This is a genomic window from Streptomyces sp. NPDC104367 (assembly GCF_055583825.1).
Genome location: NZ_JBVJND010000062.1, coordinates 1 through 25,676 on the forward strand (window position 1 = coordinate 1; position 25,676 = coordinate 25,676).

Annotated in this window: 21 protein-coding genes; 12 read left to right on the forward strand and 9 right to left on the reverse strand. The window is 71.9% G+C overall.

Annotated features, from left to right (window positions below; all coding sequences use genetic code 11):
* From ACZ619_RS44590 to ACZ619_RS44620, 7 genes are all read left to right on the forward strand, one after another.
* A partial coding sequence (locus tag ACZ619_RS44590; RefSeq protein WP_469611703.1) for an alpha-amylase family protein occupies positions 1–766 on the forward strand: 766 nt, incomplete at its 5' end.
* Positions 763–2,481 (forward strand): maltose alpha-D-glucosyltransferase, encoded by a 1,719-nt coding sequence (treS, locus tag ACZ619_RS44595; protein WP_469611704.1) that lies wholly within the window; start codon positions 763–765, stop codon positions 2,479–2,481. The genes ACZ619_RS44590 and treS, both read left to right, overlap by 4 nt.
* 31 nt (positions 2,482–2,512) lie before the next feature.
* Entirely contained in the window at positions 2,513–3,868 is a 1,356-nt protein-coding gene (locus ACZ619_RS44600; RefSeq protein ID WP_469611705.1) for a maltokinase N-terminal cap-like domain-containing protein, read from the forward strand.
* Between the two features lie 4 nt (positions 3,869–3,872).
* Entirely contained in the window at positions 3,873–6,086 is a 2,214-nt protein-coding gene (gene glgB / locus ACZ619_RS44605) for a 1,4-alpha-glucan branching enzyme (protein WP_469611706.1), read from the forward strand.
* A 106-nt stretch (positions 6,087–6,192) separates the two neighbouring features.
* Positions 6,193–7,281: a glutamate--cysteine ligase 2 gene (locus tag ACZ619_RS44610; protein ID WP_469611723.1), complete on the forward strand. Its 1,089-nt coding sequence runs from the start codon at positions 6,193–6,195 to the stop codon at positions 7,279–7,281.
* Between the two features lie 141 nt (positions 7,282–7,422).
* Positions 7,423–9,327, forward strand: a complete 1,905-nt coding sequence (locus ACZ619_RS44615) for an AMP-dependent synthetase/ligase (RefSeq protein ID WP_469611707.1) — start codon at positions 7,423–7,425, stop codon at positions 9,325–9,327.
* 103 nt (positions 9,328–9,430) lie between these two features.
* Positions 9,431–9,856 (forward strand): ATP-binding protein, encoded by a 426-nt coding sequence (locus ACZ619_RS44620; RefSeq protein ID WP_469611708.1) that lies wholly within the window; start codon positions 9,431–9,433, stop codon positions 9,854–9,856.
* Positions 9,857–9,871: 15 nt separating this feature from the next.
* Here the strand turns inward: ACZ619_RS44620 and ACZ619_RS44625 are convergent, their stop codons facing one another.
* Entirely contained in the window at positions 9,872–10,681 is an 810-nt protein-coding gene (locus tag ACZ619_RS44625; RefSeq protein WP_469611709.1) for a methyltransferase domain-containing protein, read from the reverse strand.
* A 258-nt stretch (positions 10,682–10,939) separates the two neighbouring features.
* On the opposite strand from ACZ619_RS44625, the gene ACZ619_RS44630 reads away from it, so the two are divergent.
* Positions 10,940–12,307: an NAD(P)/FAD-dependent oxidoreductase gene (locus ACZ619_RS44630; RefSeq protein ID WP_469611710.1), complete on the forward strand. Its 1,368-nt coding sequence runs from the start codon at positions 10,940–10,942 to the stop codon at positions 12,305–12,307.
* A 16-nt stretch (positions 12,308–12,323) separates the two neighbouring features.
* A complete protein-coding gene (locus ACZ619_RS44635) occupies positions 12,324–14,579 on the forward strand; it encodes an FUSC family protein (RefSeq protein WP_469611711.1) in 2,256 nt (751 codons plus the stop codon).
* A gap of 7 nt (positions 14,580–14,586) precedes the next feature.
* Here the strand turns inward: ACZ619_RS44635 and ACZ619_RS44640 are convergent, their stop codons facing one another.
* Positions 14,587–15,420 (reverse strand): SigB/SigF/SigG family RNA polymerase sigma factor, encoded by an 834-nt coding sequence (locus tag ACZ619_RS44640; RefSeq protein ID WP_469611712.1) that lies wholly within the window; start codon positions 15,418–15,420, stop codon positions 14,587–14,589.
* A 232-nt stretch (positions 15,421–15,652) separates the two neighbouring features.
* Positions 15,653–16,072 carry an ATP-binding protein gene (locus ACZ619_RS44645; protein ID WP_469611713.1) on the reverse strand — a complete coding sequence of 140 codons (420 nt, stop codon included), beginning with the start codon at positions 16,070–16,072 and terminating at the stop codon, positions 15,653–15,655.
* 398 nt (positions 16,073–16,470) lie between these two features.
* Here ACZ619_RS44645 and ACZ619_RS44650 point away from each other — a divergent pair, with 398 nt between their 5' ends.
* Positions 16,471–16,920: a cyclic nucleotide-binding domain-containing protein gene (locus tag ACZ619_RS44650; RefSeq protein WP_469611714.1), complete on the forward strand. Its 450-nt coding sequence runs from the start codon at positions 16,471–16,473 to the stop codon at positions 16,918–16,920.
* A 134-nt stretch (positions 16,921–17,054) separates the two neighbouring features.
* Here the strand turns inward: ACZ619_RS44650 and ACZ619_RS44655 are convergent, their stop codons facing one another.
* The 6 genes from ACZ619_RS44655 to ACZ619_RS44680 form a co-directional block, all read right to left on the reverse strand.
* Positions 17,055–18,392: an alpha-L-fucosidase gene (locus tag ACZ619_RS44655; RefSeq protein ID WP_469611715.1), complete on the reverse strand. Its 1,338-nt coding sequence runs from the start codon at positions 18,390–18,392 to the stop codon at positions 17,055–17,057.
* 42 nt (positions 18,393–18,434) lie between these two features.
* Positions 18,435–19,289 carry a carbohydrate ABC transporter permease gene (locus ACZ619_RS44660; RefSeq protein WP_469611716.1) on the reverse strand — a complete coding sequence of 285 codons (855 nt, stop codon included), beginning with the start codon at positions 19,287–19,289 and terminating at the stop codon, positions 18,435–18,437.
* Positions 19,282–20,220, reverse strand: coding sequence for a carbohydrate ABC transporter permease (locus tag ACZ619_RS44665; protein WP_469611717.1), 939 nt, complete (start codon positions 20,218–20,220; stop codon positions 19,282–19,284). Before ACZ619_RS44665 ends, ACZ619_RS44660 begins: the two co-directional genes overlap by 8 nt.
* Positions 20,221–20,232: 12 nt before the next feature.
* A complete protein-coding gene (locus tag ACZ619_RS44670; protein ID WP_469611718.1) occupies positions 20,233–21,456 on the reverse strand; it encodes an ABC transporter substrate-binding protein in 1,224 nt (407 codons plus the stop codon).
* A 147-nt stretch (positions 21,457–21,603) separates the two neighbouring features.
* The gene (locus tag ACZ619_RS44675) at positions 21,604–22,344 is read right to left on the reverse strand and encodes an SDR family NAD(P)-dependent oxidoreductase (protein ID WP_469611719.1); all 741 of its coding nucleotides are present in this window, start codon (positions 22,342–22,344) and stop codon (positions 21,604–21,606) included.
* A complete protein-coding gene (locus tag ACZ619_RS44680; RefSeq protein ID WP_469611720.1) occupies positions 22,341–23,177 on the reverse strand; it encodes a fumarylacetoacetate hydrolase family protein in 837 nt (278 codons plus the stop codon). The genes ACZ619_RS44675 and ACZ619_RS44680 overlap by 4 nt, the downstream gene beginning before the upstream one ends.
* Positions 23,178–23,288: 111 nt before the next feature.
* Here ACZ619_RS44680 and ACZ619_RS44685 point away from each other — a divergent pair, with 111 nt between their 5' ends.
* Positions 23,289–24,587: an enolase C-terminal domain-like protein gene (locus ACZ619_RS44685; RefSeq protein WP_469611721.1), complete on the forward strand. Its 1,299-nt coding sequence runs from the start codon at positions 23,289–23,291 to the stop codon at positions 24,585–24,587.
* Positions 24,584–25,522, forward strand: a complete 939-nt coding sequence (locus ACZ619_RS44690; protein WP_469611722.1) for an aldo/keto reductase — start codon at positions 24,584–24,586, stop codon at positions 25,520–25,522. The genes ACZ619_RS44685 and ACZ619_RS44690 overlap by 4 nt, the downstream gene beginning before the upstream one ends.
* Positions 25,523–25,676 lie beyond the last annotated feature (154 nt).

Here is a 25,676-nt window from a genome sequence, read left to right on the forward strand (position 1 = left end):
CCTCTTCCTCGCCGAGGCCTTCACCCGCCCCGCCATGATGCGCACCCTCGGCGAGATCGGCTTCCAGCAGTCGTACACCTACTTCACCTGGCGCAACGGCAAGGCGGAACTCACCGAGTACCTCACGGAGCTGTCGGGCGAGGCGGCCGCCTGGATGCGGCCGAACTTCTTCGCCAACACCCCCGACATCCTGCACGCCCACCTCCAGCACGGCGGCCGGCCCGCCTTCGAGGCCCGTGCCGTGCTCGCCGCCACCCTCTCCCCCACCTGGGGCATCTACAGCGGCTACGAACTCTGCGAGAACACCCCGCTCAAGGAGGGCAGCGAGGAGTACCTCGACTCCGAGAAGTACCAGCTCAGGCCCCGCGACTGGGACCGTGCCCACACGGACGGCATCGCACCGCTCATCACCCGTCTCAACGCCGTGCGGCGCCGCCATCCCGCGCTGCGGCAGCTGCGCAACCTGACCTTTCACCACACGGACAACGACTCCGTCATCGCGTACAGCAAGCGCACCGGGTCGGACACGGTCGTGGTGGTCGTCAACCTTGATCCGCACCACACCCAGGAGGCCACGGTCTCGTTGGACATGCCGCGCCTGGGCCTGGACCGGAACTCGACCCTGTCCGTGCAGGACGAACTGACGGGTGAGACCTACGCGTGGGGCAGCACGAACTACGTGTGCCTCACCCCCGGCCGGACGCCGGCGCACGTGCTCCAGGTGGGGCGACCGACACCAGAAAACGGAGGGCCCAGCGCGCCATGACCGTCAACGACCCCGTCCCGGACACTTTCGAGGACACGCCCGCCAAGGACCGGGACCCGGACTGGTTCAAACGGGCCGTCTTCTACGAGGTCCTGGTCCGTTCCTTCCACGACAGCGACGGCGACGGCATCGGCGACCTCAAGGGCCTGACCGCCAAGCTCGACTACCTCCAGTGGCTCGGCGTCGACTGCCTCTGGCTCCCACCGTTCTTCAAGTCCCCTCTGCGGGACGGCGGTTACGACGTCTCCGACTACACCGCCGTGCTCCCGGAGTTCGGCGACCTCGCCGACTTCGTGGAGTTCGTCGACGCCGCCCACCAGCGCGGCATGCGCGTCATCATCGACTTCGTCGTCAACCACACCAGCGACCAGCACCCGTGGTTCCAGGAGTCCCGCAAGGACCCCGAAGGACCGTACGGCGACTACTACATGTGGGCGGACGACGACAAGCAGTACCAGGACGCGCGGATCATCTTCGTCGACACCGAGGTCTCCAACTGGACCTTCGACCCGGTGCGCGGCCAGTACTACTTCCACCGCTTCTTCTCGCACCAGCCCGACCTCAACTACGAGAACCCGGCGGTGCAGGAGGAGGTCCTGGCCGCGCTGCGGTTCTGGCTGGACCTGGGCATCGACGGCTTCCGGCTGGACGCGGTGCCGTACCTGTACGCGCAGGAGGGCACCAACTGCGAGAACCTGCCGCCGACCCACGAGTTCCTGCGGCGGGTGCGGCGCGAGATCGACGCGATGTACCCGGACACCGTGCTGCTGGCCGAGGCGAACCAGTGGCCGGAGGACGTCGTCGACTACTTCGGCGACTACGAGAAGGGCGGGGACGAGTGCCACATGGCGTTCCACTTCCCCGTCATGCCGCGGATCTTCATGGCCGTGCGCAGGGAGTCCCGCTACCCGGTCTCGGAGATCCTCGCCAAGACCCCGGCCATCCCGTCCGGCTGCCAGTGGGGCATCTTCCTGCGCAACCACGACGAGCTGACCCTGGAGATGGTCACCGACGAGGAACGCGACTACATGTGGGCCGAGTACGCGAAGGACCCGCGGATGCGCGCCAACATCGGCATCAGGCGCCGCCTCGCCCCGCTCCTGGACAACGACCGCAACCAGATCGAGCTCTTCACCGCGCTCCTGCTCTCCCTGCCCGGCTCGCCGATCCTCTACTACGGCGACGAGATCGGCATGGGCGACAACATCTGGCTCGGCGACCGCGACGCCGTCCGCACCCCCATGCAGTGGACCCCCGACCGCAACGCCGGCTTCTCGGCCTGTGACCCCGGCCGGCTCTTCCTGCCGACGATCATGGACCCGGTCCACGGCTACCAGGTCACCAACGTCGAGGCGTCGATGTCCTCCCCGTCCTCCCTGCTCCACTGGACCCGGCGGATGATCGAGATCCGCAAGCAGAACCCCGCCTTCGGCCTGGGGTCGTACACCGAACTCCAGTCGTCGAACCCGGCGGTGCTCGCGTTCCTGCGGGAGTACGAGGACGACCTGGTCCTGTGCGTGCACAACTTCTCCCGCTTCGCGCAGCCCACCGAACTGGACCTGCGGGTCTACGACGGCCGCCACCCGGTCGAGCTGATCGGCGGGGTGCGCTTCCCCGCCATCGGTGAACTGCCGTATCTGCTCACGCTGGCGGGCCACGGCTTCTACTGGTTCCGGCTCTCCCGAGTCGCCTCCCGCGCCGGCCGCCGGCGCTGAGCGTGCGGAGCCGAGGAAAGGACGCGTCACCATGACGAAGACCGCTGACCTCCCCCGGAGCACGGCGGCCGGCCTCGACCGGCCGCTGGCCTCGCTGGACGGGCTGCTGCGCGAATGGCTGCCCCGGCAGCGCTGGTTCGCGGGCAAGGACCGGCCCGTCACGGAGCTGTCCGTGCTGTCCGCCACCGAACTCTTCCCCGGCTGTCTTCATCTGCTCGTCCACGCCGACCACTCGGCCGACGGCGACGCCTCCCCGTCCGGCGACTGCTACCAGCTCCTGCTCGGCGTGCGCGAGCACCGCACGCCCCGGCTGGAGCGGGCGTACATCGGCCGGGCCGGGGACGGCCCGCTGGCCGGGCTCGCGGTCTACGACGCGCTGCACGACCCGCGCGCGGCCGAACTGCTCCTGGAACGGCTGCGCGTGCCCGGCACGGCGGGGCCGCTGCGCTTCGAGACCGCCCCGGCGGTCCGGATACCCGGTGGGCTCGCACCGCGGCTCCTGGACGCCGAGCAGTCGAACTCCTCGCTGGTGTACGGCGACTCCTACATCCTGAAGGTGTTCCGGCGCATCCAGCCCGGCGTCAACCCGGATCTGGAGGTGCCCGGCGCGCTGGCCGCTCAGGGGTGCGCGCGGGTGCCGGCGCCGGTGGCCTGGTTCCGCACCACCGAGCCGCGGCCCGCGACCCTCGGGGTGCTCCAGCCGTTCCTGCCCGAGGCGGCCGACGGCTGGACCCTCGGGCTGCGCGCGCTCGCGACCGGGGACGACTTCGCCACCGAGGCGCACGAGCTGGGGCGGGCCACCGCCGAGGTGCACCTCGCGCTGGCCACCGCCTTCCCGTCCGCAGGCCACGAGGAGCACGGCCGGACCGCCGAGGCGATGTCGCTGCGGCTGGACGCGGCCGCGCACGCGGTACCGGCGCTGCGGCCGTTCGTGCCGGGCCTGCGCACCGCCTTCGACGCGCTCGCCGGCTGCGACGCCGGACCGCCCGCCCAGCGCATCCACGGCGATCTGCACCTCGGGCAGGTACTGCGGGCGGACCGCGAGTGGTTCGTCATCGACTTCGAGGGCGAACCGTCGCGACCGCTCGCCGAACGGCGCGGCAACCAGTCGCCGGTGCGGGACGTGGCCGGCATGCTGCGCTCCTTCGACTACGCGGCCCGCCAGCGCCGTCCCTGGCGCCCGGAGTGGGCCAGCCGCTGCCGGGAGGCCTACTGTGCGGGGTACGCGGCCCGGGCGGGCTGGGACCCGCGCAAGAAGCACGCGCTGCTGCGGGCGCACGAGACGGACCGCGCGGTGTACGAGGTGGTGTACGAGGCTCGGCACCGCCCGGCCTGGCTACCGGTTCCGATGGCCGCGATCGAGCGGCTCGCCCGCTGGGGAGGCTGACCTCATGGCACTGCGCGACTCCACACTCCCCGAGCCCTCCGGGCCGTCCCGTCCCGCGGCCCCGCCGCTGGACAGCGCCGACCGCGAGCGCCTGCTCACGGGCGCCCACCACGATCCGCACGCCCTGCTCGGCGCCCGCCCGGCCGAGGGCGGCACCCTGGTGCGGGCGCTGCGCCCGCAGGCCCGCGCCGTGAGCGTGCTGGCCGACGGGGTGCGCAGTCCGCTGGCGCCGGAGGGCGACGGGCTCTTCGCGGCCGTGCTGCCGTACGCCGAGGTGCCGTCGTACACCCTTCTCGTCGAGTACGGGGACGGCGAGGACGGCGTGCACGAGGTCCACGACCCGTACCGTTTCCTGCCCGCGCTCGGCGAGTTCGACCTGCATCTGATCCGGGAGGGGCGCCACGAGCAGTTGTGGAAGGCGCTCGGTGCCGAGCCGATGAGCCACGACGGGGTGGCCGGCACCCGGTTCACGGTGTGGGCGCCGAACGCCCGGGGCGTGCGGGTCGCCGGGGACTTCACGTGCTGGGACGGCACGCAGTACCCGATGCGGTCGCTGGGCGCGGCCGGGGTGTGGGAGCTGTTCGTGCCGGGCGTCGGCGAGGGCGCCCGGTACAAGTTCGAGATCACCTCCCGGCACGGCGGCCGTTTCCTCAAGGCCGATCCGATGGCCCGGCGGACGGAGGTGCCGCCGGCGACCGCGTCGGTCGTGACGGTCTCCCGGCACGAGTGGGGCGACGGGGAGTGGATGGCGCACCGGGGCGACGTCCCGGTGCACGAGGCGCCGTTCTCCGTGTACGAGATCCATCTGCCGTCCTGGCGCAAGGGCCTGACCTACCGTGAGCTGGCCGAGGAGCTGCCCGCCTACGTCAGGGACCTGGGCTTCACGCACGTCGAGTTCATGCCGGCCGCCGAGCATCCGTTCGGCGGCTCCTGGGGCTACCAGGTCACCGGTTTCTACGCGCCGACCTCCCGGCTCGGCGGCCCCGACGACTTCCGGTACCTGGTCGACGCGCTGCACCGGGCCGGCATCGGCGTGATCATGGACTGGGTGCCCGCGCACTTCCCCAAGGACGACTGGGCGCTGGCCCGGTTCGACGGGGAGCCGCTGTACGAGCCCGGCGACGAGCGGCGGGCCGAGCATCCGGACTGGGGGACCTACGAGTTCGACCTCGGCCGGGTCGAGGTGCGCAACTTCCTGGTCGCCAACGCGGTGTACTGGTGCGAGGAGTTCCACATCGACGGGCTGCGGGTGGACGCGGTCGCCTCGATGCTCTACCTGGACTACTCGCGCGACTCCGGGCAGTGGACGCCGAACGTCTTCGGCGGGCGCGAGGACCTGGACGCGGTGGCGTTCCTCCAGGAGATGAACGCGACCGTCTACCGGCGCGTGCCCGGTGTGGTGACCATCGCCGAGGAGTCCACCGCGTGGGGCGGGGTGACCCGGCCGACCGACTCCGGCGGTCTCGGCTTCGGGCTGAAGTGGAACATGGGCTGGATGCACGACTCGCTGGAGTACATGGCCCACGAGCCGGTCCACCGCAGGTACCACCACGACGAGATGACGTTCTCGATGGTCTACGCGTACAGCGAGAACTACGTGCTGCCCATCTCGCACGACGAGGTGGTGCACGGCAAGCGGTCGCTGGTCTCGAAGATGCCCGGCGACTGGTGGCAGCAACGCGCCAATCACCGCGCCTATCTCGGCTTCATGTGGGCCCATCCGGGCAAACAACTGCTGTTCATGGGGCAGGAGTTCGCGCAGGGCGCGGAGTGGTCGGAGGCCGACGGCCCCGACTGGTGGCTGCTGGACCCGGGGTACGGGGCCGAGGCCGATCACCGGGGTGTGCGGGATCTGGTCCGCGATCTCAACTCCGTGTACCGGACCCGCCCGGCCCTGTGGCAGCGCGACACCGATCCGGCGGGCTTCCAGTGGGTCGTGGGGGACGCGGCCGAGGACAACGTCTTCGCCTTTCTGCGCTTCGACGCCGAGGCCCGGCCGCTGCTGGCAGTGTCCAACCTCTCCCCCGTGGTCCGTCCCGGCCACCGGCTGGGCGTGCCCGGGGGCGGGCCCGTCTGGCAGGAGATCCTGAACACGGACAGTGCTCGCTACGGCGGCGGGGACGTCGTCGGCCGGGGTCCGCTGCTGGCCGACGACGGCGTTCTGCGGGTGACGCTGCCGCCGCTCGGCACGGTGTGGCTGGAGCCCGTCGCCCCGTAGCCGGCCGAGGGCGCCGGCACGTGTTTCCGCGGCCGGGGCCGGGCAGTTCGGGGTGAAAGACCCCGCCGCGCCCGGTCGCGGCCCGGCCGGAGGGCGGTCCCAAGTGCTGCGTACCGTCGGTGTGGAGGAAGAACTCCTGCTGGTACACCCGGACAGCGGGGAGCCGATGCCCTGGTCGGCCGCCGTCCTCGACCGGGCCGCGCAGGACGACCCCGGACAGATCGTGTTCCAGAAGGAGCTGTTCGGGCAGATGCTGGAGCTCGCCACCCGCCCGCGGCGGGACATGGCGGACCTCGGCGCCGAGATCGCGCGCTGCCGCAAGGAGGCGGCCCGGCTCGCCGGGGAGATCGGCTGCACGGTCGCGGCGCTGGCCACCTGCCCGCTGCCGGTGACCCCCGCCCTCAGCGCGCACGAGCGGTATCGGTGGATGGCGGGGCGGTTCGGTTCGGCCACGCTGGACCAGTTCGTGTGCGGCTGCCATGTGCACGTGTCGGTGGCGTCCGACGAGGAGGGCGTGGCCGTGCTCGACCGATTACGGCCGTGGCTGCCGGTGCTGCGGGCGCTGAGCGCCAACTCGCCGTTCTGGCAGGGCCTCGACTCCGGTTACGCCAGTTTCCGCAGCCGGCTGTGGGCGCGCGGGCCGTCGGCCGGACCGACCGAGCTGTTCGGCTCGGCCGAGGGGTACCGGCGGCGGGTCGCGGACATGGTGGCCAGCGGGGTCATCCTCGACCCGGGGATGGTGTACTTCGACGCGCGGCTGTCCGTGCACTACCCGACGGTGGAGATCCGGGTGGCCGACGTGTGCCTGCGGGCGGACACCACCGTCCTCGTCGCCACCCTGGCGCGGGCCCTGGTGGAGACGGCGGCCCGGGACTGGCGGGCCGGCCGCCCGCCGCTCGACCACAGCGTGAGCATGCTCCGGCTGGCGTCCTGGCAGGCCGCCCGCTCCGGCCTGGACCAGGAGCTTCTCGATCCGGAGACGATGCGGCCGAGGCCCGCGGCCGAGGTGGTGCGGGCGCTGCTGGCGCACACCGCGGAGGCGCTCGCCGCCAGCGGGGACACGGCCGGCGCCGAGGAGGGCGTCGCACAGCTGCTGCACAGGGGCGGCGGCGCCCGCGAGCAGCGGTCGTTCCTGGAGCGCACGGGCAGCCTGCGGGACGTCGTCGTCGAGTGCGTGCGCCGCACCCAGGGCTGAGCCGGCGCCGTCGGGCCTGTCATCCGGCGGAAACGAGTTGACCGTTCCCGGCGCGGACCGCGCTCTCCTGGGCTAGATTCGACCACCGTCGACAACAGTACCGATCGGTGGGGTCACCCTCCGTACATCCAGGAGCAGCGCATGCGCGACTACGCCCTCGCTCCGACGACCGCTCCGACCCTGGCCGGCGGGCTCGCCGACAGCGTCTTCGAGACGGCGGACCGGAACCCGACGCTGCCGGTGCTCGCGCGCCGGCCCGACGCCTCCGCCGCGCTCTGGGAGGAGGTCACGGCGGTCGAACTCCGCGACGAAGTGGTCGATCTGGCCAAGGGGCTGGTCGCGTCGGGGATCTCGCCCGGGCATCGGGTGGCCGTGATGGCACGCACCCGCTACGAGTGGACGGTGTTCGGCATCGCGCTGTGGTCGGTGGGCGCGGAGGTCGTCCCGATCCACCCGACGTCCTCCCGGGACCAGGTCGAGTGGATCCTGCGGGACGCCGCCTGTGTGGCCGTGGTGGTCGAGGACGAGCAGGGCGTGATGACCGTCGGCACGGTGTGCGAGGGCCTGCCCCGGCTCAAGCACGTGTGGCAGCTGGACGCGGGGGCGCTGCCCGAACTGGTGCGCAAGGGCGCGTTCGTGCCGCTCACGACGGTGGAGTCGCTGCGCCGGATCGTGATGCCGGACTCCACGGCGGCCATCACCTACACCTCGGGCACCTCGGGCCGTCCGCTGGGCTGTGCGCTGAGCCACCGCGGTCTGGCGTACCCGAGCGACACCCTGCTCGACGGCTGGCGGCAGATCACCGCGCCGCCGGGCCAACAGGCCTCCGTGCTGGCCTACTTGCCGTTCTCGCACGTCTACGGCCTGATGATCATGGTGTTGTGCCTGCGCGGCGGGTTCCTGATGGGGCACGAGCCGGAGATGACCGAGGAGGCGCTGGCCTCGGCGCTGCGCACCTTCCGGCCGACCTATCTGTACGCCGTGCCGTCGGTGCTGGAGAAGCTGTACAAGACGTTCCTGCGCACGGCCCAGCAGTCGGGCCGCGGCGCGCTGTTCGAGCGGGCCGCGGAGGCCGCGCGGGACTTCGCCGCCGCCGCGGAACGGCAGCGGCTGGGCGCCGGACCCGGCCCGACCTTCGACCTGCGGCTGCAACACGCCCTGTACGAACGGACGGTGTACCGCAAGCTGCGGGCGGCGCTCGGCGGACGGGTGCTGCGGGCCACCTCCGGCGGCTCCTCGCTCAGCCGTGAACTGACCCTGTTCTACGAGGGCATGGGCATCTACGTGCACGACGGCTACGGGCTCACCGAGTCCAGCGGCGGGATCACCATGCAGCCGCTGGGCCGGGAGAAGTCGGGCACGGTCGGGCAGTCCCTGCCGGGCACCCAGATCGAGGTGGCGGCCGACGGCGAGATCCTGGTGCGCGGTCCCTCGGTGTTCCAGGGGTACGTCGGGGACGACTACGCGACCCGCAGCGCGCTGCGCGGCGGCTGGCTGGCCACCGGGGACATCGGGCGGCTCGACTCCCAGGGCTACCTCACCATCACGGGCCGCAAGAAGGACATCATCATCACCAGCAGCGGCAAGAGCGTGGCGCCGGGCCCGCTGGAGCAGCGGCTGCGCATGCATCCGCTCGTCCACCAGGCGGTGGTCGTCGGCGACGACCGGCCCTGTGTGGGCGCGCTGATCACCCTGGACCCGGACTTCCTCGCGCACTGGCGCGGCTCCCTGGCGACGCCGGGCGACTCGCCCGGGCGTGAGACACGGGAGGAGAACGCGCTGCGGGACGAGATCGCGCGGGCCATCGCCTCCGCCAACAGCGTGGTGTCCCGCTCCGAGTCGATCCGGGTCTACCGGGTGCTCCAGGAACCGTTCGCCCCGGGCAACGGGATGCTGACCCCTTCGATGAAGCTGCGCCGGGACGCCATCGCGCGCCACTACGCGGCCGAGATCAACGCCATGTACCAGGCGCGGTCCCGTGTGGTCCGGCGCCCGGGCCCGGCGGAGCCGGCCGACTGGGACGACTCGGACGACGTGTTCAGGTGAGCGCGGCACGCGTATGCCCCGCGGTTGTGGGAACTCGCGGGGCGGGAAGAGACCAGAACGGACACGGCCCCTTCCCGGGGCCGGAAGAGACGGGACGGCGACCGTGCCACGGCGGGACGGCAGGGAATCCACGGAGAAGACCGGTGAGCGCACGGTCTCCTTCCCGGGCGACCTGCGCAACGTGACCGGGGCCCGGCTGGCCGCGGACGGCTACCTCGCCGACCTCGCCCGCACCTCGCCGCCGGCCGGGCCCGAGTCCTGGGACGACATCCTGCTGGTGGTGACGGAGCTGGCCGCCAACGTCGTCCAGTACGCGCCGGGCCCGTTCGAGCTGCGGATGCGCCGCACGTACGACGGTGTGCACGTCGTCGTGCACGACACCAGCCGGGTCCGGCCCCGGCCCCGGCCGTTCAGTCCACGGCGGGGCGGGGGCGGTGTCGGCTGGCATCTGCTGCACACCCTGTGCGACCAGGTCAGCGTGGTCGTCACCGAGGACGGCAAGGACGTGCACGCCTTCCTGCCCTGGTGAGGGCGGCCGGCGCGGTCAGGCGGGGCGGTGCGCCACGACCCCGAACATCGTCACCGACATGTGCAGCGCCGCCCGTCCGGCGGCCTCGGCGAGTTCGGCGTACACGGCGTCCCGGCGTTCCTCGGTGAGGGTCTTCGCGCGCACCGCGGACTCGCCGAGCATCCGGATCAGCGGCCAGGCGACCGAGCGGTGGTCCTGGAGCAGGGCCTGCGATCCTCGGTCGTCCACCACGAACCCGGCGTCGCCGAGCAGGCCCACCAGGCGGCGCCCGGAGTAGGGGTTGGCGCCGCCCAGCGCGGCGGAGACCAGCGCGCGTACGGTCTCCGGGTCGCCGGGGTGCAGGACGGTGGTGCCCCAGTCGGTGTCCAGGAGCGCCACCCGGCCGCCGGGGCGCAGTACCCGGGCCATCTCGGCGACCGCCAGGTGGGGCTCGGCCATGTGCTGGAGCACCCGCTCGCACCAGACGACGTCCATCGAGCCGTCGGGCAGCGGGAGGGCGCGGGCGTCGCCGTCGGTGTAGCGGGCCCGGTTGTCGGCGGAGCGCTCCTCGGCGACCGCGCGCAGCCCGTCGTTGGGCTCGACGCCGATGGCCACCCCGTCCGGGCCGACGACGGCGGCCAGCGCCCGGGTCTGGGAGCCGGTCCCGGAGCCGACGTCGAGGACCCGCTCCCCCGGCCTGACCGCCAGCGCCTCGGTGCCCCAGGCGCGCAGCCGTCGTACGCCCGGATTGACGTCCTGGGAGTCCAGTGCGGACACCAGCGGGGCCACGCGGTCGGGGTCGATGTGCCGCTTCTGGAAGCCCGTGCCGGGCGGGGTCTGCGCCATGGCGGGCACTCTACTGGCGCGCGAGATCTCCGCGCGGGCCGCTTTCTACGCACAAGGGATCGGCGTATACATGTGCGACACCCGGTTTCTGCGGGCACTCCGGGGGCAGGCTGGAGCCCATGCGTTCGGCTGCCTGCGCCGCCCGGCTGGCGGAACGGCGTCGGGCACGGTGGTATCGAAGTGGTGCGAGGCAAGCGTTCCAGGGCCTGCGAGCGGCGTGAACCCGGGCTCCTGGAACAGCGGAAAGGTGAGGACACCGTGACACGACCCAGGATCCTCGTGGTGGGGGCCGGCTTCGCCGGAGTCGGGTGCGTGCGCCGTCTGGAGCGCAGGCTCGCCGCCGACGAGGCCGACGTCACCCTGGTGGCGCCGTTCGCCTACCAGCTGTATCTGCCCCTGCTGCCGCAGGTCGCCTCGGGCGTGCTGACGCCCCAGTCGATCGCCGTCTCGCTGCGCCGCAGCCGCAAGTACCGCACCCGGATCATCCCGGGCGGCGCGATCGGAGTGGACCTCGCGTCCAAGGTGTGCGTGGTGCGCACCATCACCGACCAGCTGGTGAACGAGCCGTACGACTACATCGTGCTGTCCCCGGGCAGTGTGACCCGCACCTTCGACATCCCGGGTCTGACCGAGCACGCCTTCGGGATGAAGACCCTCGCCGAGGCCGCCTACATCCGCGACCACGTCATCTCCCAGCTCGACCTGGCCGACGCCAGCGACGACCCGGCCGAGCGGGCCGCCCGGCTCCAGTTCGTGGTGGTCGGCGGCGGCTACGCGGGCACCGAGACCGCCGCCTGTCTGCAGAAACTCACGCACGCGGCCCTGCACCGCTACCCCAACCTCGACCCGAAGCTGATCAAGTGGCATCTGATCGACATCGCGCCGAAGCTGATGCCCGAGCTGGGCGACAAGCTCGGCCGCAGCGCGCAGGAGATCCTGGCCCGGCGCGGGATCGACGTGTCCCTGGGGGTGTCGATCGCGAAGGCGGGGCCCGAGGAGGTCACCTTCACCGACGGCCGGGCGGTGCCCACGCACACGCTGATCTGGACGGCCGGGGTGGCCGCCAGCCCGCTGATCGCCACCCTGGGCGCGGAGACGGTCCGGGGACGGCTCGCGGTGGACGCCGAGATGACCCTGCCGGGGCACGACGGGGTGTTCGCGCTGGGTGACGCGGCGGCCGTGCCGGACAAGGCCAAGGACGAGGCGGGCGCGGTCTGCCCGCCGACCGCGCAGCACGCCATGCGGCAGGGCACGGTGGTCGCCGACAACGTCATCGCGTCCCTGCGGGGCGAGCCGCTCCGCCCCTATGTGCACAAGGACCTGGGGCTGGTGGTGGACCTGGGTGGCAAGGACGCGGTGTCCAAGCCGCTCGGCATCGAGCTGCGCGGGCTGCCCGCCCAGGCGGTGGCCCGCGGCTACCACTGGTCGGCGCTGCGCACCAACGTGGCCAAGACCCGGGTCGCGACCAACTGGCTGCTCAACGCGGTCGCCGGTGACGACTTCGTCCGTACCGGCTTCCAGTCCCGCACGCCCGCGCGGCTCAAGGACTTCGAGTACACGGACACGTATCTGACCCCGGAGCAGGTCCGGGCGCGGGCCGAGGGTTGCGGCGGCTCCGCCGCGTGACGCAGAGCGCGGCGGAGTGAGAGCGGCAGGGCGGTCGGTGCGGGCGGAGCTGCGCGGGCGGCTCGCCGCCTCCGACCCCGGGCTGCTCCGCTTCACCGCCGGTCTGCGCACGGTCACCTCGATCGCGCTGACGCTCGCCGTCCTGACCGTGCTGCGGGCCGACGTGACCCACCTGGTGGCCGGGGCGATCACGGCGATGGTGGCCACCTTCGCGATCCGCGAGAAGCAGCGCCCCCGGCAGGCCGTGACGCTCGCCGTCGGCCTGCCGGTGGCGCTGGCCTCGGTCTCGCTGGGCGCGCTGCTCAACTCGCGGGTGGTGCTCGGCGACCTGTTCTTCGTCGCGCTCATCTTCTGCGCCGTCTACGGCCGCCGGTTCGGCGACCGGGGCACCGCGCTGGGCCTGATCGGCTTCCAGATCTACTTCGTCTCGCTGTTCGTGCACGCGACGGTGGAGGCGCTGCCGGGGCTGTACGTCGCGATCACCGTGGCGTTCGGGTCCGCGGCGCTGGCCCGTTTCGTGCTGGTCCGGCAGACGCCCGCGGGCATCCTGGACCGGCTGCGCCGGGCCTTCAGGGCCAGGCTGGCCCAGCTGGTCACCGCGCAGGCCGAGCTGCTGGACGCCGAACCGGAGGAGCTGGACAAGGCGGTCGAGGAGGTCAGGGTGCGGACCGCCCGGCTGCACGAGACGGCGCTGATGATCCAGGGCCGGCTGACGGACGGCACCGCCGACGACGCGGCGGCCCGGCTGGTGCAGCGCAGGATCGCGGACGCGGAGATCGCCGCCGAGCGGCTCGGGCTGCTGCTGCTCACCGCGCGCAGCGCCCGGCGCGCGGACACGCTCACCCTCCATCTGCCGGGCGCCCCGCTGCCGTCGGCCGCGCCGGAACCGCTGCGGGACGAGGCGATGGAGCGGCTGCGGCTGGATCTGGAGGCGCTGCGGCTGCTGGTGCTGCGGCCGGTGGGCGCGGGGTCGGGGACCGCGCTGGCCCAGCTGCGCAACCGGCTGCTCGGCTACCGCGAGGAGGAGAACCTGCCGGCCGCCTCCCCCGCCGTCCAGGACGTCTTCCGGGGCGTCGGCGAGTGCGCGCGGGCGGTGATGGGGCTGCGGATCGCCATGGACGGGCCGCAGGACGAGTCCCAGGACACCCCGGCCGCTTCCCGCTCGCGGGAGGAGCTGGACGCCGAGGACGCGGCGATCGAGGGGGCCGGGACCGAGGACGACGAACGGGAGGCCGCGGAGCAGACCGGGCTGCACCGGCCGACCACTCGGGCGGCGGTCCAGGTGGCGGTCGGCTCGGCGCTGGCGATCGTGGGCGGCGAGTTCCTGTCCAGCCAGCGCTGGTACTGGGCGGTGCTGACCTGCTGGATCGTGTTCATCAACACCGCGTCCACGGGCGAGATCCTGGTGAAGGGCTACCGGCGGCTGCTGGGCACGGTCCTCGGCGTGGTGGCCGGCATCGGGCTGGCGGGGCTGGTCGGACACCACACCTGGACGGCGTTCGCGCTGGTGCTGGTGTTCATCTTCGCGATGTTCTACTCGGCGCCGCTGTCGTACACCCTGATGTCGTTCTTCGTGACGGCGATGCTGGGCCTGCTGTACACGCTCCTGAACACCTACAGCCTGGACGTGCTGGTGCTGCGGATCGAGGAGACGGCGCTCGGCGCGGTGTGCGGGGTGATCGCGGCGGCGGTGGTGCTGCCGGTGCACACCGGCCACCGTACCGACGAGCTGCTGGTGGAGACGCTGGACCGGCTGGCCGAGGTGACGCGGGCCGCCGCCGACCAGCTGAGCGGGGCGCCGCCGGCCGACCTGGTGGAGAAGGCCCGTGACCTGGACCAGGCGCTGGCCGATCTGCGGGCGGCCGTCCAGCCGCTGACGCATCCGATCACCCCGCTGCGCTCCCGCCGGGACACGGCCCGGTACGTGGTCGCGCTGCTGGAGACGTGCGCCTATCACGCGCGGTCCCTGGCGGCGACGGCCGAGCTGCTGCCGACCCATCCGTCGATCGCGGCGGACCCGCGGCTGCGCGGGGCCGGGCAGCGGATCATCCACAACATCGAGGCGATCGCCGCCCATGTGGCCGGGGACCGGCCCGCGACCGGGCTGCGGACGGGGCCGAGCATCGCGGCGATGCTGGAGCCCGGCACCCTGCGGGCGCCGCGCTACGGCCGGGTGACCGACCGGGTGCTGCGGCATCTGCAACGCCTGGACGAGGCGGTGGTGGGCCTGGCCCGGCCGCTGGAGGTCCCGGTCCCCGCCCGCACCGCCTGACGGCGGCTCACCGGTCCATGGCCTCGGCGCGGACGCGGGCGCAGCTGCGGCTGATGAGCCGGGAGACGTGCATCTGGGAGATGCCGAGGCGGTCGGCGATCCGGCTCTGCGTCATGTCCTCGAAGAACCGCATGTAGAGGATGGCCCGCTCCCGTTCGGGCAGCCGGCGCAGCCCCTCCTTGGCGGCCTCGCGGTCCACGACGACGTCGAAGGAGCCGTCGCTCTCGCCGAGGGTGTCGGCGAGGCTGTATCCGTCGTCGCCGACGGAGAGTTCGGCGTCGAGGGAGAGGGTGCTGAAGCTCTCCAGGGCCTCCAGGCCGGCGTTGACCTCGTCCTCGGTCAGGCCGGTGTGGGCGGCGAGGTCGGCCGCGGTGGGTTCGGGGGAGCCCGGGTGCTGGGTCAGCTCGCGGCGGGCCGCCCTGACCCGGTTGCGCAGTTCCTGCACCCGGCGGGGCACGCGCAGCGCCCACATCCGGTCCCGGAAGTGGCGCTTGACCTCGCCGGTGATGGTGGGCACGGCGTAGCTCTCGAAGGCGCCGCGCGAGGGGTCGTAGCGGTCGACGGCCTTGACCAGACCGAGCGCGGCGACCTGGCGCAGGTCCTCGACGGACTCGCCGCGGTCGCGGAAGCGGCCCGCTATGCGGTGCGCCATCGGCAGCCAGGCGGCGACCAGTTCCTCACGCAGGGCGTCCCGTTCGGGACCCTCGCCGAGGGCGGCGAGACGGGCGAAGCGGGCCGCCGTGGCGGGAGCGTCGGGGTGCGTGCGGCGGGGTTTGGCGCGGTTGGCCCGGGTCGTGCGGCCGGGCGGGCGGGAACGGCTGGTCGTCAGCTGGGTGGGCATGCGGATTCGCTCCTGAACTGTGGGTTTCAGGGCGTCACCGGAACGTGGTTCCGGGACTCGGCCCGAACTGCGGTGTCAGGGTCTGCGGCGGGAGCCCGTCCCGCGGGCCGCTCTGCGGGCCCGGGGCGATTCCCCTGCTTCCGCCGCGCGCGCCTCCGGTCCGAAGCACGACAGTCCGCCTGCCCCTTGGCTCCGGGCGCAAACACCGCGGGGGGATGTGCGGCTCGGCGGATCAGGTCAGCGGCACGACCGCGGTGATCCGCTTGCCCCCGCAGGGCAGTCCGGCGATCTCCAGGTCCCGGGCCAGCCGACAGACGATGGGCCAGCCGCGGCCGCCGGGCCGGTGGCGCTCGCGTCCCGGCGCGGTCCTCGTGACCGCCGGCATCTCGTCGCTGCGGTCGCTGACCGAGACGCGCACCGCGCAGCCCTCGACGTCGACCCGGAAGCCGGTGATCCCGCCGCCGTGCAGGATCGCGTTGGTGGTCAGCTCCGAGGCGACCAGCAGGGCGTCGTCCAGGCCCTTGGCCCCGCACGGCACCGCGCGTTCGGCGACCGCGCCGCGGACGGCTCTGCGGGCGTCCGCGGGGCGCAGCGGCGGCGGACGCAGTTCGGTGGGTACGAATACTGTCTCGGTGAGGTACTTCTCGCGCATCCTTTCGCCCCCTGGCTAGATGGACCGGCTGTTGTACCGTGTCCCCTCCGTGTGGGTCTCTCCCCTATCGCCTGACCGATCAGGACGGGGTCAAACACCCCGGACGCGACAAGGGCTTCCGCGAAGTGAAACGGGTCACGTAGCCTGTTCCCGGGTTCACGGAATCACCCCCGATGGTTTACCGTTCACCCATACGTGGTCGTGGAGTCGACATCAGCGTCCTCCCGCACCACCGCTTACGGCCCTGGCTGGCCTCCCCCGTCCAGCCAGGGCTTTTTAACGCCCTGACGACCCCCGGGCGGGGTTTCCCGGCTCCTTCGAGGTGCCCGGTGCGGCGGCAGCGGCTGAAATGGGCGTAGGGAAAGCCCCCGAACCGTCGCCGGCGAGGAGCCCCACGCATGACCAAAGCCATCAAGCTGCTGACCGCCCTCCCCCAGGCGCAGCGCGAGCGCCTCATGGAACTGGCGCGGGAGGTCTCCTTCCCCGAGGACGCCAGGATCTTCGAGGCCGGCGGCACCGCCGACCGCTTCTGGGTGATCCGCTCGGGAGCGGTCAACCTGGACCAGGAGGTGACGTCCCACAAGCGGGTCACCGTCGCCAGCCTGGGCGCCGGCGACCTGCTCGGCTGGTCGTGGCTGTTCCCCCCGTACACCTGGGACTTCGGCGCGGTGGCCTTCAGCCAGGTGCGGGCCTACGAGTACGACGCCTCGGCGGTGCTGGCGCTGTGCGTGGAGGACCCGCTGCTCGGGCTCTCCCTGGTGCGGACCGTCGCCGAGATCCTGGCCAGCCGGCTGGAGACGACCCGCGGCAAGCTGCTGGACGCCTACGCCGGACGGCGGCCCGTCTAGACGTACGGTCCCCGTCCGGGCGTACGGGCCGGTGGGCGTGCGGGGCCGGGGGCACGCCGGACGGCCTCGCCACCGTGGTGCTCGGGCGGCGAGGCCGTTCGGGTCGGCCGGCGCGGTGGTGCCGGGTGCGCGGGTCAGCGCAGCGGGATGTCCACCCGGACGGGGCCGGCCAGGGCGCGGTCGCCGACCGTGACGACGAGGGCGCCGTCGACGATCTCCGCGGGGGCACCGGTGGCGGCGGCGAGGTCCAGGCGGTCGCCGTCGGCGTCCAGCGTCACGCGGGTGCCCGCCGGTGCGTCGACGAACGCGTGGGCGGTCTGCCCGGTGCGGGTCCAGCGGACCCAGGGCTCGTCGGCGGGGCGGGCGACGTCCGCGCCGAGCGGGCGGGAGCCGAAGACCGCGTCGGCGTTGGCGTGGTTCCAGGCGCCGAGCGCCTCCAGGGTGCGGCGCTGGAGCGGCGTGACCTCGCCGGAGGCGGTGAGGCCGATGTTCAGCAGCAGGTTGCCGCCGCGCGAGACGACGTCCAGGAAGTGACGGATCGCGCCCGGCCCGCTCAGCGAGTTGCTCTCGTCCTCCAGCTGGTTGTGGCCGAAGGAGAAGCCGACACCCCGGCAGTTCTCCCAGGCGCCGCCGCCCTCGCTGTCGCGGCCCTGCTCGTACTCGCTGGTACGGAAGTCCCAGTGGGTCTCGCCCCAGCGGTCGTTGGCCACGCCCTCGGGCCGGGCGGCGTAGAAGCGGCGGAAGAGCTCGACGAGGCTCTTGTCGCCCTCGGGCTTGCCCGCGTCGGGGTACTCGATGTCGCCCCACAGGACTTCCGGCCGGTACTTCTCGATGAGGTCGGCGACGTGGTCGAAGGCGTAGTCGGCGTAGGCCTTGTCCCGGGGGCGCAGGGCGTCGTCGATGTCGCTGACGATGGGCGGGGTCTGGGAGAAGTGCCAGTCCAGGCCGCCGGAGTAGTAGACGCCGAAGCGGATGCCCCTGCGCTCGGCGGCGTCGCGGAACTCACCGATCAGGTCGCGCCGGGGGCCGCGGCTGACGGTGTTGCGGTCGCCGGTCCCGGGGGCGTCCCAGAGGGTGACGCCGTCGTGGTGCTTGGTGGTGGGGACGAAGTACCGGGCGCCGGTGGCGGCGACGAGGTCCATCACGGCGCCGGCGTCGAAGGACTCGGCCTTCCACAGGTCGAGGAACGTGTCGTAGTCGGCCCCGCCGTACACCTCCTGGTGGTGCCGGCCGGCCGGGCTGCCCTCGATGCGGATGGTGTTGTAGTACCACTCGGCGTACGGGTTGTGCTTGAACCATTCCTCTTGGTCGATGGTGCCGAGGGCTCCGATGGGCTCGCCCCAGGCCGGGACGGAGTAGGGGCCCCAGTGGACGAAGATGCCGAGCTTGGCGTCCTGGAACCAGGCCGGCGTCTCACGCTCGAACTGCTGGTAGTGCTGCGGGCGCTCCGGGGAGTCCTTGAACATGGCCATGCCTGGATGGGTCCTTTCCGGTGGTGGGGCGTTGCTGTGGTTTCAGCGGCCGCCGAGGCCTGAGGTGACGATGCCGCGTACGAGGTAGCGCTGGAGGGCGATGAGCAGGACGGTGGACGGCAGCATGGAGATCACCGAGGCGGCCATGATGAGGTGCCACTGCGTTCCCTGCTGGCCGAAGAACTGCTGGAGCCCGAGGGGGATGGTGCCGAGGGCGGTGACGTCGTTGACGATCACCAGGGGCCACAGGAAGGAGTTCCAGTAGGTGATGAAGGTGAACACCGCGAGCACGGCGAGCGTGGGCCGGGCCAGCGGGAGCATGATCCGGAAGAACGTGCCGAGGTGGCCCAGGCCGTCGATGCGGGGGGCGTCCTCCAGTTCCTGCGGGACGGTCAGGAAGAACTGGCGCAGCAGGAACGCGCCGAGCGCGGTGAACGCCCAGGGCACGATCAGCGCCTGGTAGGTGTTGACCCAGCCCAGCTCCCGCATCAGCACGAAGGCCGGCACGATGATGACTTCCTGCGGCAGCATCATCGTCGCGAGGAACACCAGGAAGGTCGCGGTGCGGCCGCGCCAGCGCAGCCGGGCGAAGGCGTATCCGGACATGGCCGACACCACGAGGGTGATCAGGGTGCCGCTCGCCGCGACGATCACGCCGTTGACGAGGTAGCGGGTGAACGGCGCGTAGGAGAAGACCTCCGAGTAGTTGCTCCACTGGAGCGACTTGCCGAACAGGGACGGCGGGGTCGAGAAGATCTCCGAGGGCGCCTTCAGCGAGGTGCCGACCATGAAGATCAGCGGGGACAGGAAGAGCAGCGCGACCAGGACGAGCAGCGTGTAGCCGATGGCCGTGCGCAGGCTCCGGACGCCGCGTCCGCGGGAGACGACGTCACTCATAGTGCACCCACTTCTTCTGTCCGAGGAACTGCACCGCGGTGACGCCGAGGATGATGACGAACAGCACCCAGGCCGCGGCGGAGGCCAGTCCCAGCTTCTGGAACGTGAAGCCCTGGTTGTAGATGAACTGCACGAGGGTGACCGTGGAGTCGCCGGGGCCGCCGCGGGTCATGATGTACGGCTGGATGAACACCTGGAAGGAGGTGATGAGGGTCATCGTGGTGGCGAAGAACAGCGACGGCGAGATCAGCGGGAGCTTGATCCTCCAGAACACCGTCCAGGCGTTCGCGCCGTCCAGCGAGGCGGCTTCGAGCTGGCTCTCCGGCACCGAGTCCAGCGCCGACGAGAACACGATCATGTTGTAGCCGAAGCCCTGCCAGACGCTCATGACGACGATGGCGATCATCGCCCAGTGCGGGTCGGCGAGGAAGTCCGGCATCTCGATGCCGAAGAAGGACCGGGTCGTGGCGTCGATCGCGCCGCCCGGCTGGTAGAGCATGCGCCACACGACCGCGTTGGCGACGATCGGGGTGACCGTCGGCAGGAAGAAGATGACCCGGAAGATCTGCCGGTGCCGGATCTTCGGGGACAGCCAGGCCGCCATCCCGAGGGAGACGACGAGGTTGAGCGGCACGTAGAGGGCGACGAACAGGAACGTGTTGGTCAGCGCCGTACGGAAGGTCGGATCATCGATCAGCTGCTGGTAGTTGCCGAGGCCGACCCAGGACGGGCTTCCGATCATGGGCCAGTCGTGCAGGCTCATCGCCAGGGCGATGCCGATGGGGACGAGGGTGAACAGTGCGAGCCCGAGGGCGTGGGGCGCGGCGAATCCGACGCCCCACGCTCCGGACCAGCCGCGCCGACGGCCACCGGTGGGGTGGACCTTCGGCGCCGCTGCGGCCGTCACCTCGCGTGCGGGGACATGTGCCATGCTTGGTTCCGGTTACTTTCCGATTTGGCGGGAGATCTCCGCGAGCACGTCCGCGGCCGGCTTCTCCCCGTTCACCATCTGCGGGCCGTACTGGCTGAGCAGCTGGTTGAGCTTGTCGCCGTCGGCGCTGCCGGGCAGCGGGACCGCGCTCTTCAGCGCGCTGTCGAGGGCTTCCTTCGCGCCGTCGATGCCGGCGTTCTCGTACCAGGCCGCCTGCGCCGCCGTACGGGCGGGGAAGGCCCGGCCGTCCTTGGCGAGCGAGGTCAGGGTCTTCTCCGACGTCATCGCGGTGATGGCCTTGAAGGCGGCGGCCGGGTCGGCGCAGGTCTTCGAGATGCCGAAGCCGCTGCCCGCCGAGTAGGTCTTCTGCTGCCCCGAGGGCGAGGGGACGGTGGTGACACCCACGTCGAACTTGGCCTTGGCCTTGAAGTCGAGGGAGTTCCACGGGCCGCCGACCACCGCGGCGGCGGTGCCGTTGATGAAGGCGTTGTCGTCGGCGCTGGCGTCGGCGCCGTCGGCCTTGGTCGCCTTGCCGTCCTTGACGAGGCCGGCGATCCACTCGATGCCCTGGGCGGTCTTCGCGTCGTCGAGCGAGATCTTGCCGGAGTCGTCGACCATCTGGGCGCCGTCGGTGGAGAGAATCGTTCCTTCAAGGAAGATGTCCTCGACCGTGGTCGCGAGGGCGACCTGGCCCTTCTTCTTGAGCGCGGTGGCCGCGGCCTCGAAGTCGTCGACGGTCCAGCCCGGCTTCGGGGCGGCGACGCCGGCCTTGTCGAAGGCGTCCTTGTTGTAGAAGAGGAGCAGCGGGCCGGTGTCGTAGGGGATGGCGTACTGCTTGCCGTCCACGGCCAGGGCCTTCAAGGCCCCCTCGTCGAACGCGTCGCTGTCGAAGCCGGTCGACTTGATGAGATCGTCCAGCGGCAGCAGGCCGTCGGAGAACTGGTTCACGCGCAGGCTCTGCATCGTGACGATGCAGGGGGCGCTGGAGGTGCCGAGCTGCGTCGAGATCTTGGTCCAGTAGTCGCTGAACGGCGAGCCCTGGAGGGACACCTTCTTACCGGATGCCTCGGCGCCGGTGTTGCCGACTCCCTCCCAGACCTTCTGGTCGTCCGACGAGCCGATCCACATCGACCAGGTGAGGGTGTCGCTGCTGCCGGAGTTCTGGCCGCCGGAACAGCCCGTGAGGAGCAGGCCCCCCACAGCCGTGGCGGCGACGGCCGCAGTCCTTACTCTCATGTCATCACCTTTGATTTCATCCGGCCTGGTGGCTCGGGTACTCCGGGCCAGGCACGAGCGATCTAATCATCCGATGTTTATCGTGTCAACGGATTCGTAATCCTTAGATATCTCCTCGTAACACGCACATACATCGGATAAGTGGATTCAGGTGCGCAGCCTGAGACCCGACATCCCGCCATCGACCTCGACGACCGTCCCCGTCGTGGAGCCCGCCCGGGGGCTGGCCAGATAGGCGACGGCGTCGGCGACCTCCGCGGCCTCCACCAGGCGCCCGTGGGGCTGCCGGGCGTCCAGCGCCGCCCGTTCGGCCACCGGATCCTCGGCGGAGTCCAGCAACCGGACCACCCACGGGGTCGCCGCGGTACCGGGACTGACCGCGTTCACCCTGATGCCCTCGCGCACGTGGTCCGCCGCCATCTGGAGCGTCAGCGAGTACAGCGCGCCCTTGCTGGCCCCGTACAGGGCGCGCTGCGGGAGCCCCGCGCTCGCCGCGATGGAGCACATGTTCACGATCGCGGCGCAGGAGGACCGGCGCAGCCACGGCAGCGCGGCCCGGCTGACGCGGACGGCGCCGAGCACGTTGACGTCGAGGACGCGGTGCCACTCCTCGTCGGAGTTGTCGGCCACCGTACCCTGGGCGCCGATCCCGGCGTTGTTGACGACGACGTCGATCCCGCCGAACGCCTCGGCGACCCGGGCCACCGCGGCCCGCACCTCCTCGTCCGACCCGACGTCCACCCGGTACGCGTCCGGCTCCCCCTGAGGCGGGTTCAGGTCCAGTACGGCGACCCGGGCGCCCTCCTCGCGCAGCCGGCGCACGATCGCCGCGCCGATGCCCGACGCGCCGCCGGTGACCAGGGCCCTGACGTTCTCGAAGCCGGTCATCGGGTCACCTGCCGCTGCCGGCCGAGCCCGTCGATCTCGACCTCGACGACGTCTCCGGGGCTCAGGTAGGGGAAGCGCCCGGACAGGGCGACGCCCTCGGGGGTGCCGGTCATGATCAGGTCACCGGGCTCCAGGACCAGGAACTGGCTGAGCCGCCACACGATCTGGGCGACGTCGAAGATCATGTCGGCGGTGCTGGAGTCCTGGCGCGGGGCGCCGTTGACCCAGCTGCGCAGCCGCAGCGCGCGCGGGTCGACCTCGTCGGCCGTGACGAGCCAGGGGCCGACCGGGGAGAAGCCGGGGAACGACTTGCCCTTGCTCCACTGGCCGCCGGACCGCTCGATCTGCCACTCGCGCTCCGAGAGGTCGTTGACCAGGGTGTACCCGGCGACGTGCCCGAGGGCCTCGGCCGGCGAGGCGAGGTAGCTCGCCCGGCGCCCGATCACCACGCCGAGCTCCACCTCCCAGTCGGTCTTCACGCTGCCCGGGGGGATGGTGACCTCGTCGTCGGGACCGGCCACGGTGTTGGGGGTCTTGAGGAAGACCACCAGGTCCTCGGGGGGCTTCGCCCCGGACTCGGCGGCGTGGGCGGCGTAGTTCATCCCCACGCAGACGACCGCGGACGGCCGGGCGAACGGTGCGCCGATCCGCTGCCCCTCGCGCTCGATGCGGGGCAGTACGCCCTCGCGCACCGCGGCGGCGGCGCGCTCCAGGGACTGCGACAGGAAGGCCCCGTCGATGTCGTCCGTGACGGACGACAGGTCGAGGTAGTGGTCTTCGGCGACGACGACCGGAATCTCCCGGCCGACCTCCCCGATCCGTGCGAGCTTCATGAATCTCTCCGGAACATCGGAACTCTGGGCCCGTCCGTGGTGCGGGCCGACGGCACCATACCATTTGACCCCACGATTGATCCGATGTTTAGATGCGTCCCGGGAGGACCCATGACCACGATCACATCCGTCTCCACGGCGGACGTCCGCTTCCAGACCTCCGCGTCGCTCGACGGCTCGGACGCCATGAACGCGGACCCCGACTACTCGGCGGCCTATGTCGTCATCCGCACCGACGCGCCGGACGGCCACGAAGGACACGCCTTCGCCTTCACCATCGGCCGCGGCAACGACGTGCAGGTGGCCGCCATACAGATGCTGGAGGGCCATCTCCTCGGACGCGAGGTCGAACCGCTCCTCGACGACATGGGCGAGGCCTGGCGGATCCTCGCCCACGACTCCCAGCTGCGCTGGCTGGGCCCCGAAAAGGGCATCATGCACATGGCCGTCGGCGCGGTCCTCAACGCGCTCTGGGACCTCAAGGCCAAGCGCGCCGGCCTGCCGCTGTGGCAGCTGCTGGCCCGGATGTCCCCCGAGCAGATCGCCGACCTCGTCGACTACCGCTACCTCACCGACGCCCTCACCCGCGAGGAGGCCGTCGCCATCCTGCGCCGCGCGGAGCCCGGCCGGGCCGAGCGCGAACAGCTCCTCCTGGCGAACGGATACCCCGCCTACACGACCAGCCCCGGCTGGCTCGGCTACTCCGACGAGAAGCTCGCCCGCCTGTGCCGCGAGGCCCTCGACGCCGGATTCCCGCAGATCAAGCTGAAGGTCGGCGCCGACCTCGACGACGACATCCGACGTATGCGCATCGCCCGCGAGATCTGCGGGGACGGCTTCCCGATCGCGGTCGACGCGAACCAGCGCTGGGACGTGTCCGCCGCCATCGAGTGGGTGCGCGCCCTGGCGCCCTACGACGTGGCCTGGGTGGAGGAACCCACCAGCCCCGACGACATCCTGGGCCACGCGGCCATCGCCCGCGGCATCGCGCCCGTGCCGGTGGCCACCGGCGAGCACGTGCACAACCGCGTCATGGTCAAGCAGTTCCTCCAGGCCGAGGCGCTCCAGGTGCTCCAGATCGACGCGGCCCGCGTCGGCGGGGTCAACGAGAACATCGCCCACCTGCTGCTCGCCGCCAAGTTCGACACCCGTGTCTGCCCGCACGCCGGCGGCGTGGGCCTGTGCGAGGCGGTCCAGCACCTGTCGATGTTCGACTTCGTCGCCGTCTCCGGCACCACCGAGGGACGGATGATCGAGTTCGTCGACCACCTGCACGAACACTTCGTCACGCCGACGGTCGTCCGTGACGGCCACTACGTCGCCCCCACCGCACCGGGCGCCGGGACCGAGATGCACGCGGCCTCCATCGCCGCACACCGCTGGACCGCAGAGACAGGGATCGCCGCATGACCGACCGCCTCGGATTCGGAGCCGCCTCCATCGGCAACCTGTACCGCGAGGTGTCCGACGAGGACGCCCACGCGGTGCTGGAGGAAGCCTGGGCGGGCGGCATCCGCAGCTACGACACCGCGCCCCACTACGGACTGGGCCTGAGCGAGCGGCGGCTGGGCGCGTTCCTGCGCGAGCGGCCGCGCGACTCCTACCGCCTGTCGACGAAGGTCGGACGTCTGATCGTGCCGAACACCGGCCGCCGGCACGGCACCGACGAGGCCAACGGATTCGTCGTGCCGGACGACCACGTACGGCAGTGGGACCCCAGTCTGGCGGGGGTCCGGCGGAGTCTGGACGCCTCGCTGGAGCGGCTCGGGATCGACCGCGTCGACACCCTCTTCCTGCACGACCCCGACGTCTACGGTCTCGACGAGGGACTGCGGCTGGGGCTGCCCGCGCTCGCGCGGCTGCGGGAGGCCGGGCTGGTCGACGAGATCGGGGTCGGCGTCAACAGCGTGGAGGCGGCCGTCCGCGCGGTCCGTGAGGGCGACCTGGACGTCGTCATGATCGCCGGCCGCTACACCCTGCTGGAACAGCCCGCGGCCGAGGAACTCCTCCCGCTGTGCCAGAAGCGGGGCGTGCGGGTGCTGGCGGTCGCGGTGTTCAACTCGGGGCTGCTCGCCTCGGACACGCCCGCCACCGCGCACTACAACTACGGGGCCGTGCCGCCCGAGCTGGTCGAACGCACCGAGCGGCTGCGCGAGGTCTGCGCCCGGTTCGGCGTCCCGCTGCCCACCGCCGCCATCCAGTACCCGCTGCGCCACCCGGCGGTGGACCAGGTGGTGGTGGGCACGGCGCGCACGAGTTCGCTGCGCGCCAACCTCGACCACATGACGGCGGAGATCCCCGAGGGACTGTGGGAGACGCTGCGCGAGGAGAAGCTGATCCCCTGACCCGGGTCCCCCGGCCTCCTGTCGGCACGCACGACGGTGCCCGGCTCCCCCGCCCCGATGGGGGGGTGCCTCTATGTCTTCCGTCAAGGCACCCCTGTCGGGTTTGGTGTGGTTCGGTGTTGCTGGGGTTATGCGGCGAGCTCGATGTCCGTCG

What these genes read in the sequence shown, in the direction of transcription:
- treS (WP_469611704.1), top strand. Translation starts at nt 763, where the DNA reads ATGACCGTCAACGACCCCGTCCCGGACACTTTCGAGGACACGCCCGCC.
- ACZ619_RS44600 (WP_469611705.1), top strand. Translation starts at nt 2,513, where the DNA reads ATGACGAAGACCGCTGACCTCCCCCGGAGCACGGCGGCCGGCCTCGAC.
- glgB (WP_469611706.1), top strand. Translation starts at nt 3,873, where the DNA reads ATGGCACTGCGCGACTCCACACTCCCCGAGCCCTCCGGGCCGTCCCGT.
- ACZ619_RS44615 (WP_469611707.1), top strand. Translation starts at nt 7,423, where the DNA reads ATGCGCGACTACGCCCTCGCTCCGACGACCGCTCCGACCCTGGCCGGC.
- ACZ619_RS44625 (WP_469611709.1), bottom strand. Translation starts at nt 10,681, where the DNA reads ATGGCGCAGACCCCGCCCGGCACGGGCTTCCAGAAGCGGCACATCGAC.
- ACZ619_RS44640 (WP_469611712.1), bottom strand. Translation starts at nt 15,420, where the DNA reads ATGCCCACCCAGCTGACGACCAGCCGTTCCCGCCCGCCCGGCCGCACG.
- ACZ619_RS44645 (WP_469611713.1), bottom strand. Translation starts at nt 16,072, where the DNA reads ATGCGCGAGAAGTACCTCACCGAGACAGTATTCGTACCCACCGAACTG.
- ACZ619_RS44650 (WP_469611714.1), top strand. Translation starts at nt 16,471, where the DNA reads ATGACCAAAGCCATCAAGCTGCTGACCGCCCTCCCCCAGGCGCAGCGC.
- ACZ619_RS44655 (WP_469611715.1), bottom strand. Translation starts at nt 18,392, where the DNA reads ATGGCCATGTTCAAGGACTCCCCGGAGCGCCCGCAGCACTACCAGCAG.
- ACZ619_RS44660 (WP_469611716.1), bottom strand. Translation starts at nt 19,289, where the DNA reads ATGAGTGACGTCGTCTCCCGCGGACGCGGCGTCCGGAGCCTGCGCACG.
- ACZ619_RS44665 (WP_469611717.1), bottom strand. Translation starts at nt 20,220, where the DNA reads ATGGCACATGTCCCCGCACGCGAGGTGACGGCCGCAGCGGCGCCGAAG.
- ACZ619_RS44670 (WP_469611718.1), bottom strand. Translation starts at nt 21,456, where the DNA reads ATGAGAGTAAGGACTGCGGCCGTCGCCGCCACGGCTGTGGGGGGCCTG.
- ACZ619_RS44675 (WP_469611719.1), bottom strand. Translation starts at nt 22,344, where the DNA reads ATGACCGGCTTCGAGAACGTCAGGGCCCTGGTCACCGGCGGCGCGTCG.
- ACZ619_RS44680 (WP_469611720.1), bottom strand. Translation starts at nt 23,177, where the DNA reads ATGAAGCTCGCACGGATCGGGGAGGTCGGCCGGGAGATTCCGGTCGTC.
- ACZ619_RS44685 (WP_469611721.1), top strand. Translation starts at nt 23,289, where the DNA reads ATGACCACGATCACATCCGTCTCCACGGCGGACGTCCGCTTCCAGACC.
- ACZ619_RS44690 (WP_469611722.1), top strand. Translation starts at nt 24,584, where the DNA reads ATGACCGACCGCCTCGGATTCGGAGCCGCCTCCATCGGCAACCTGTAC.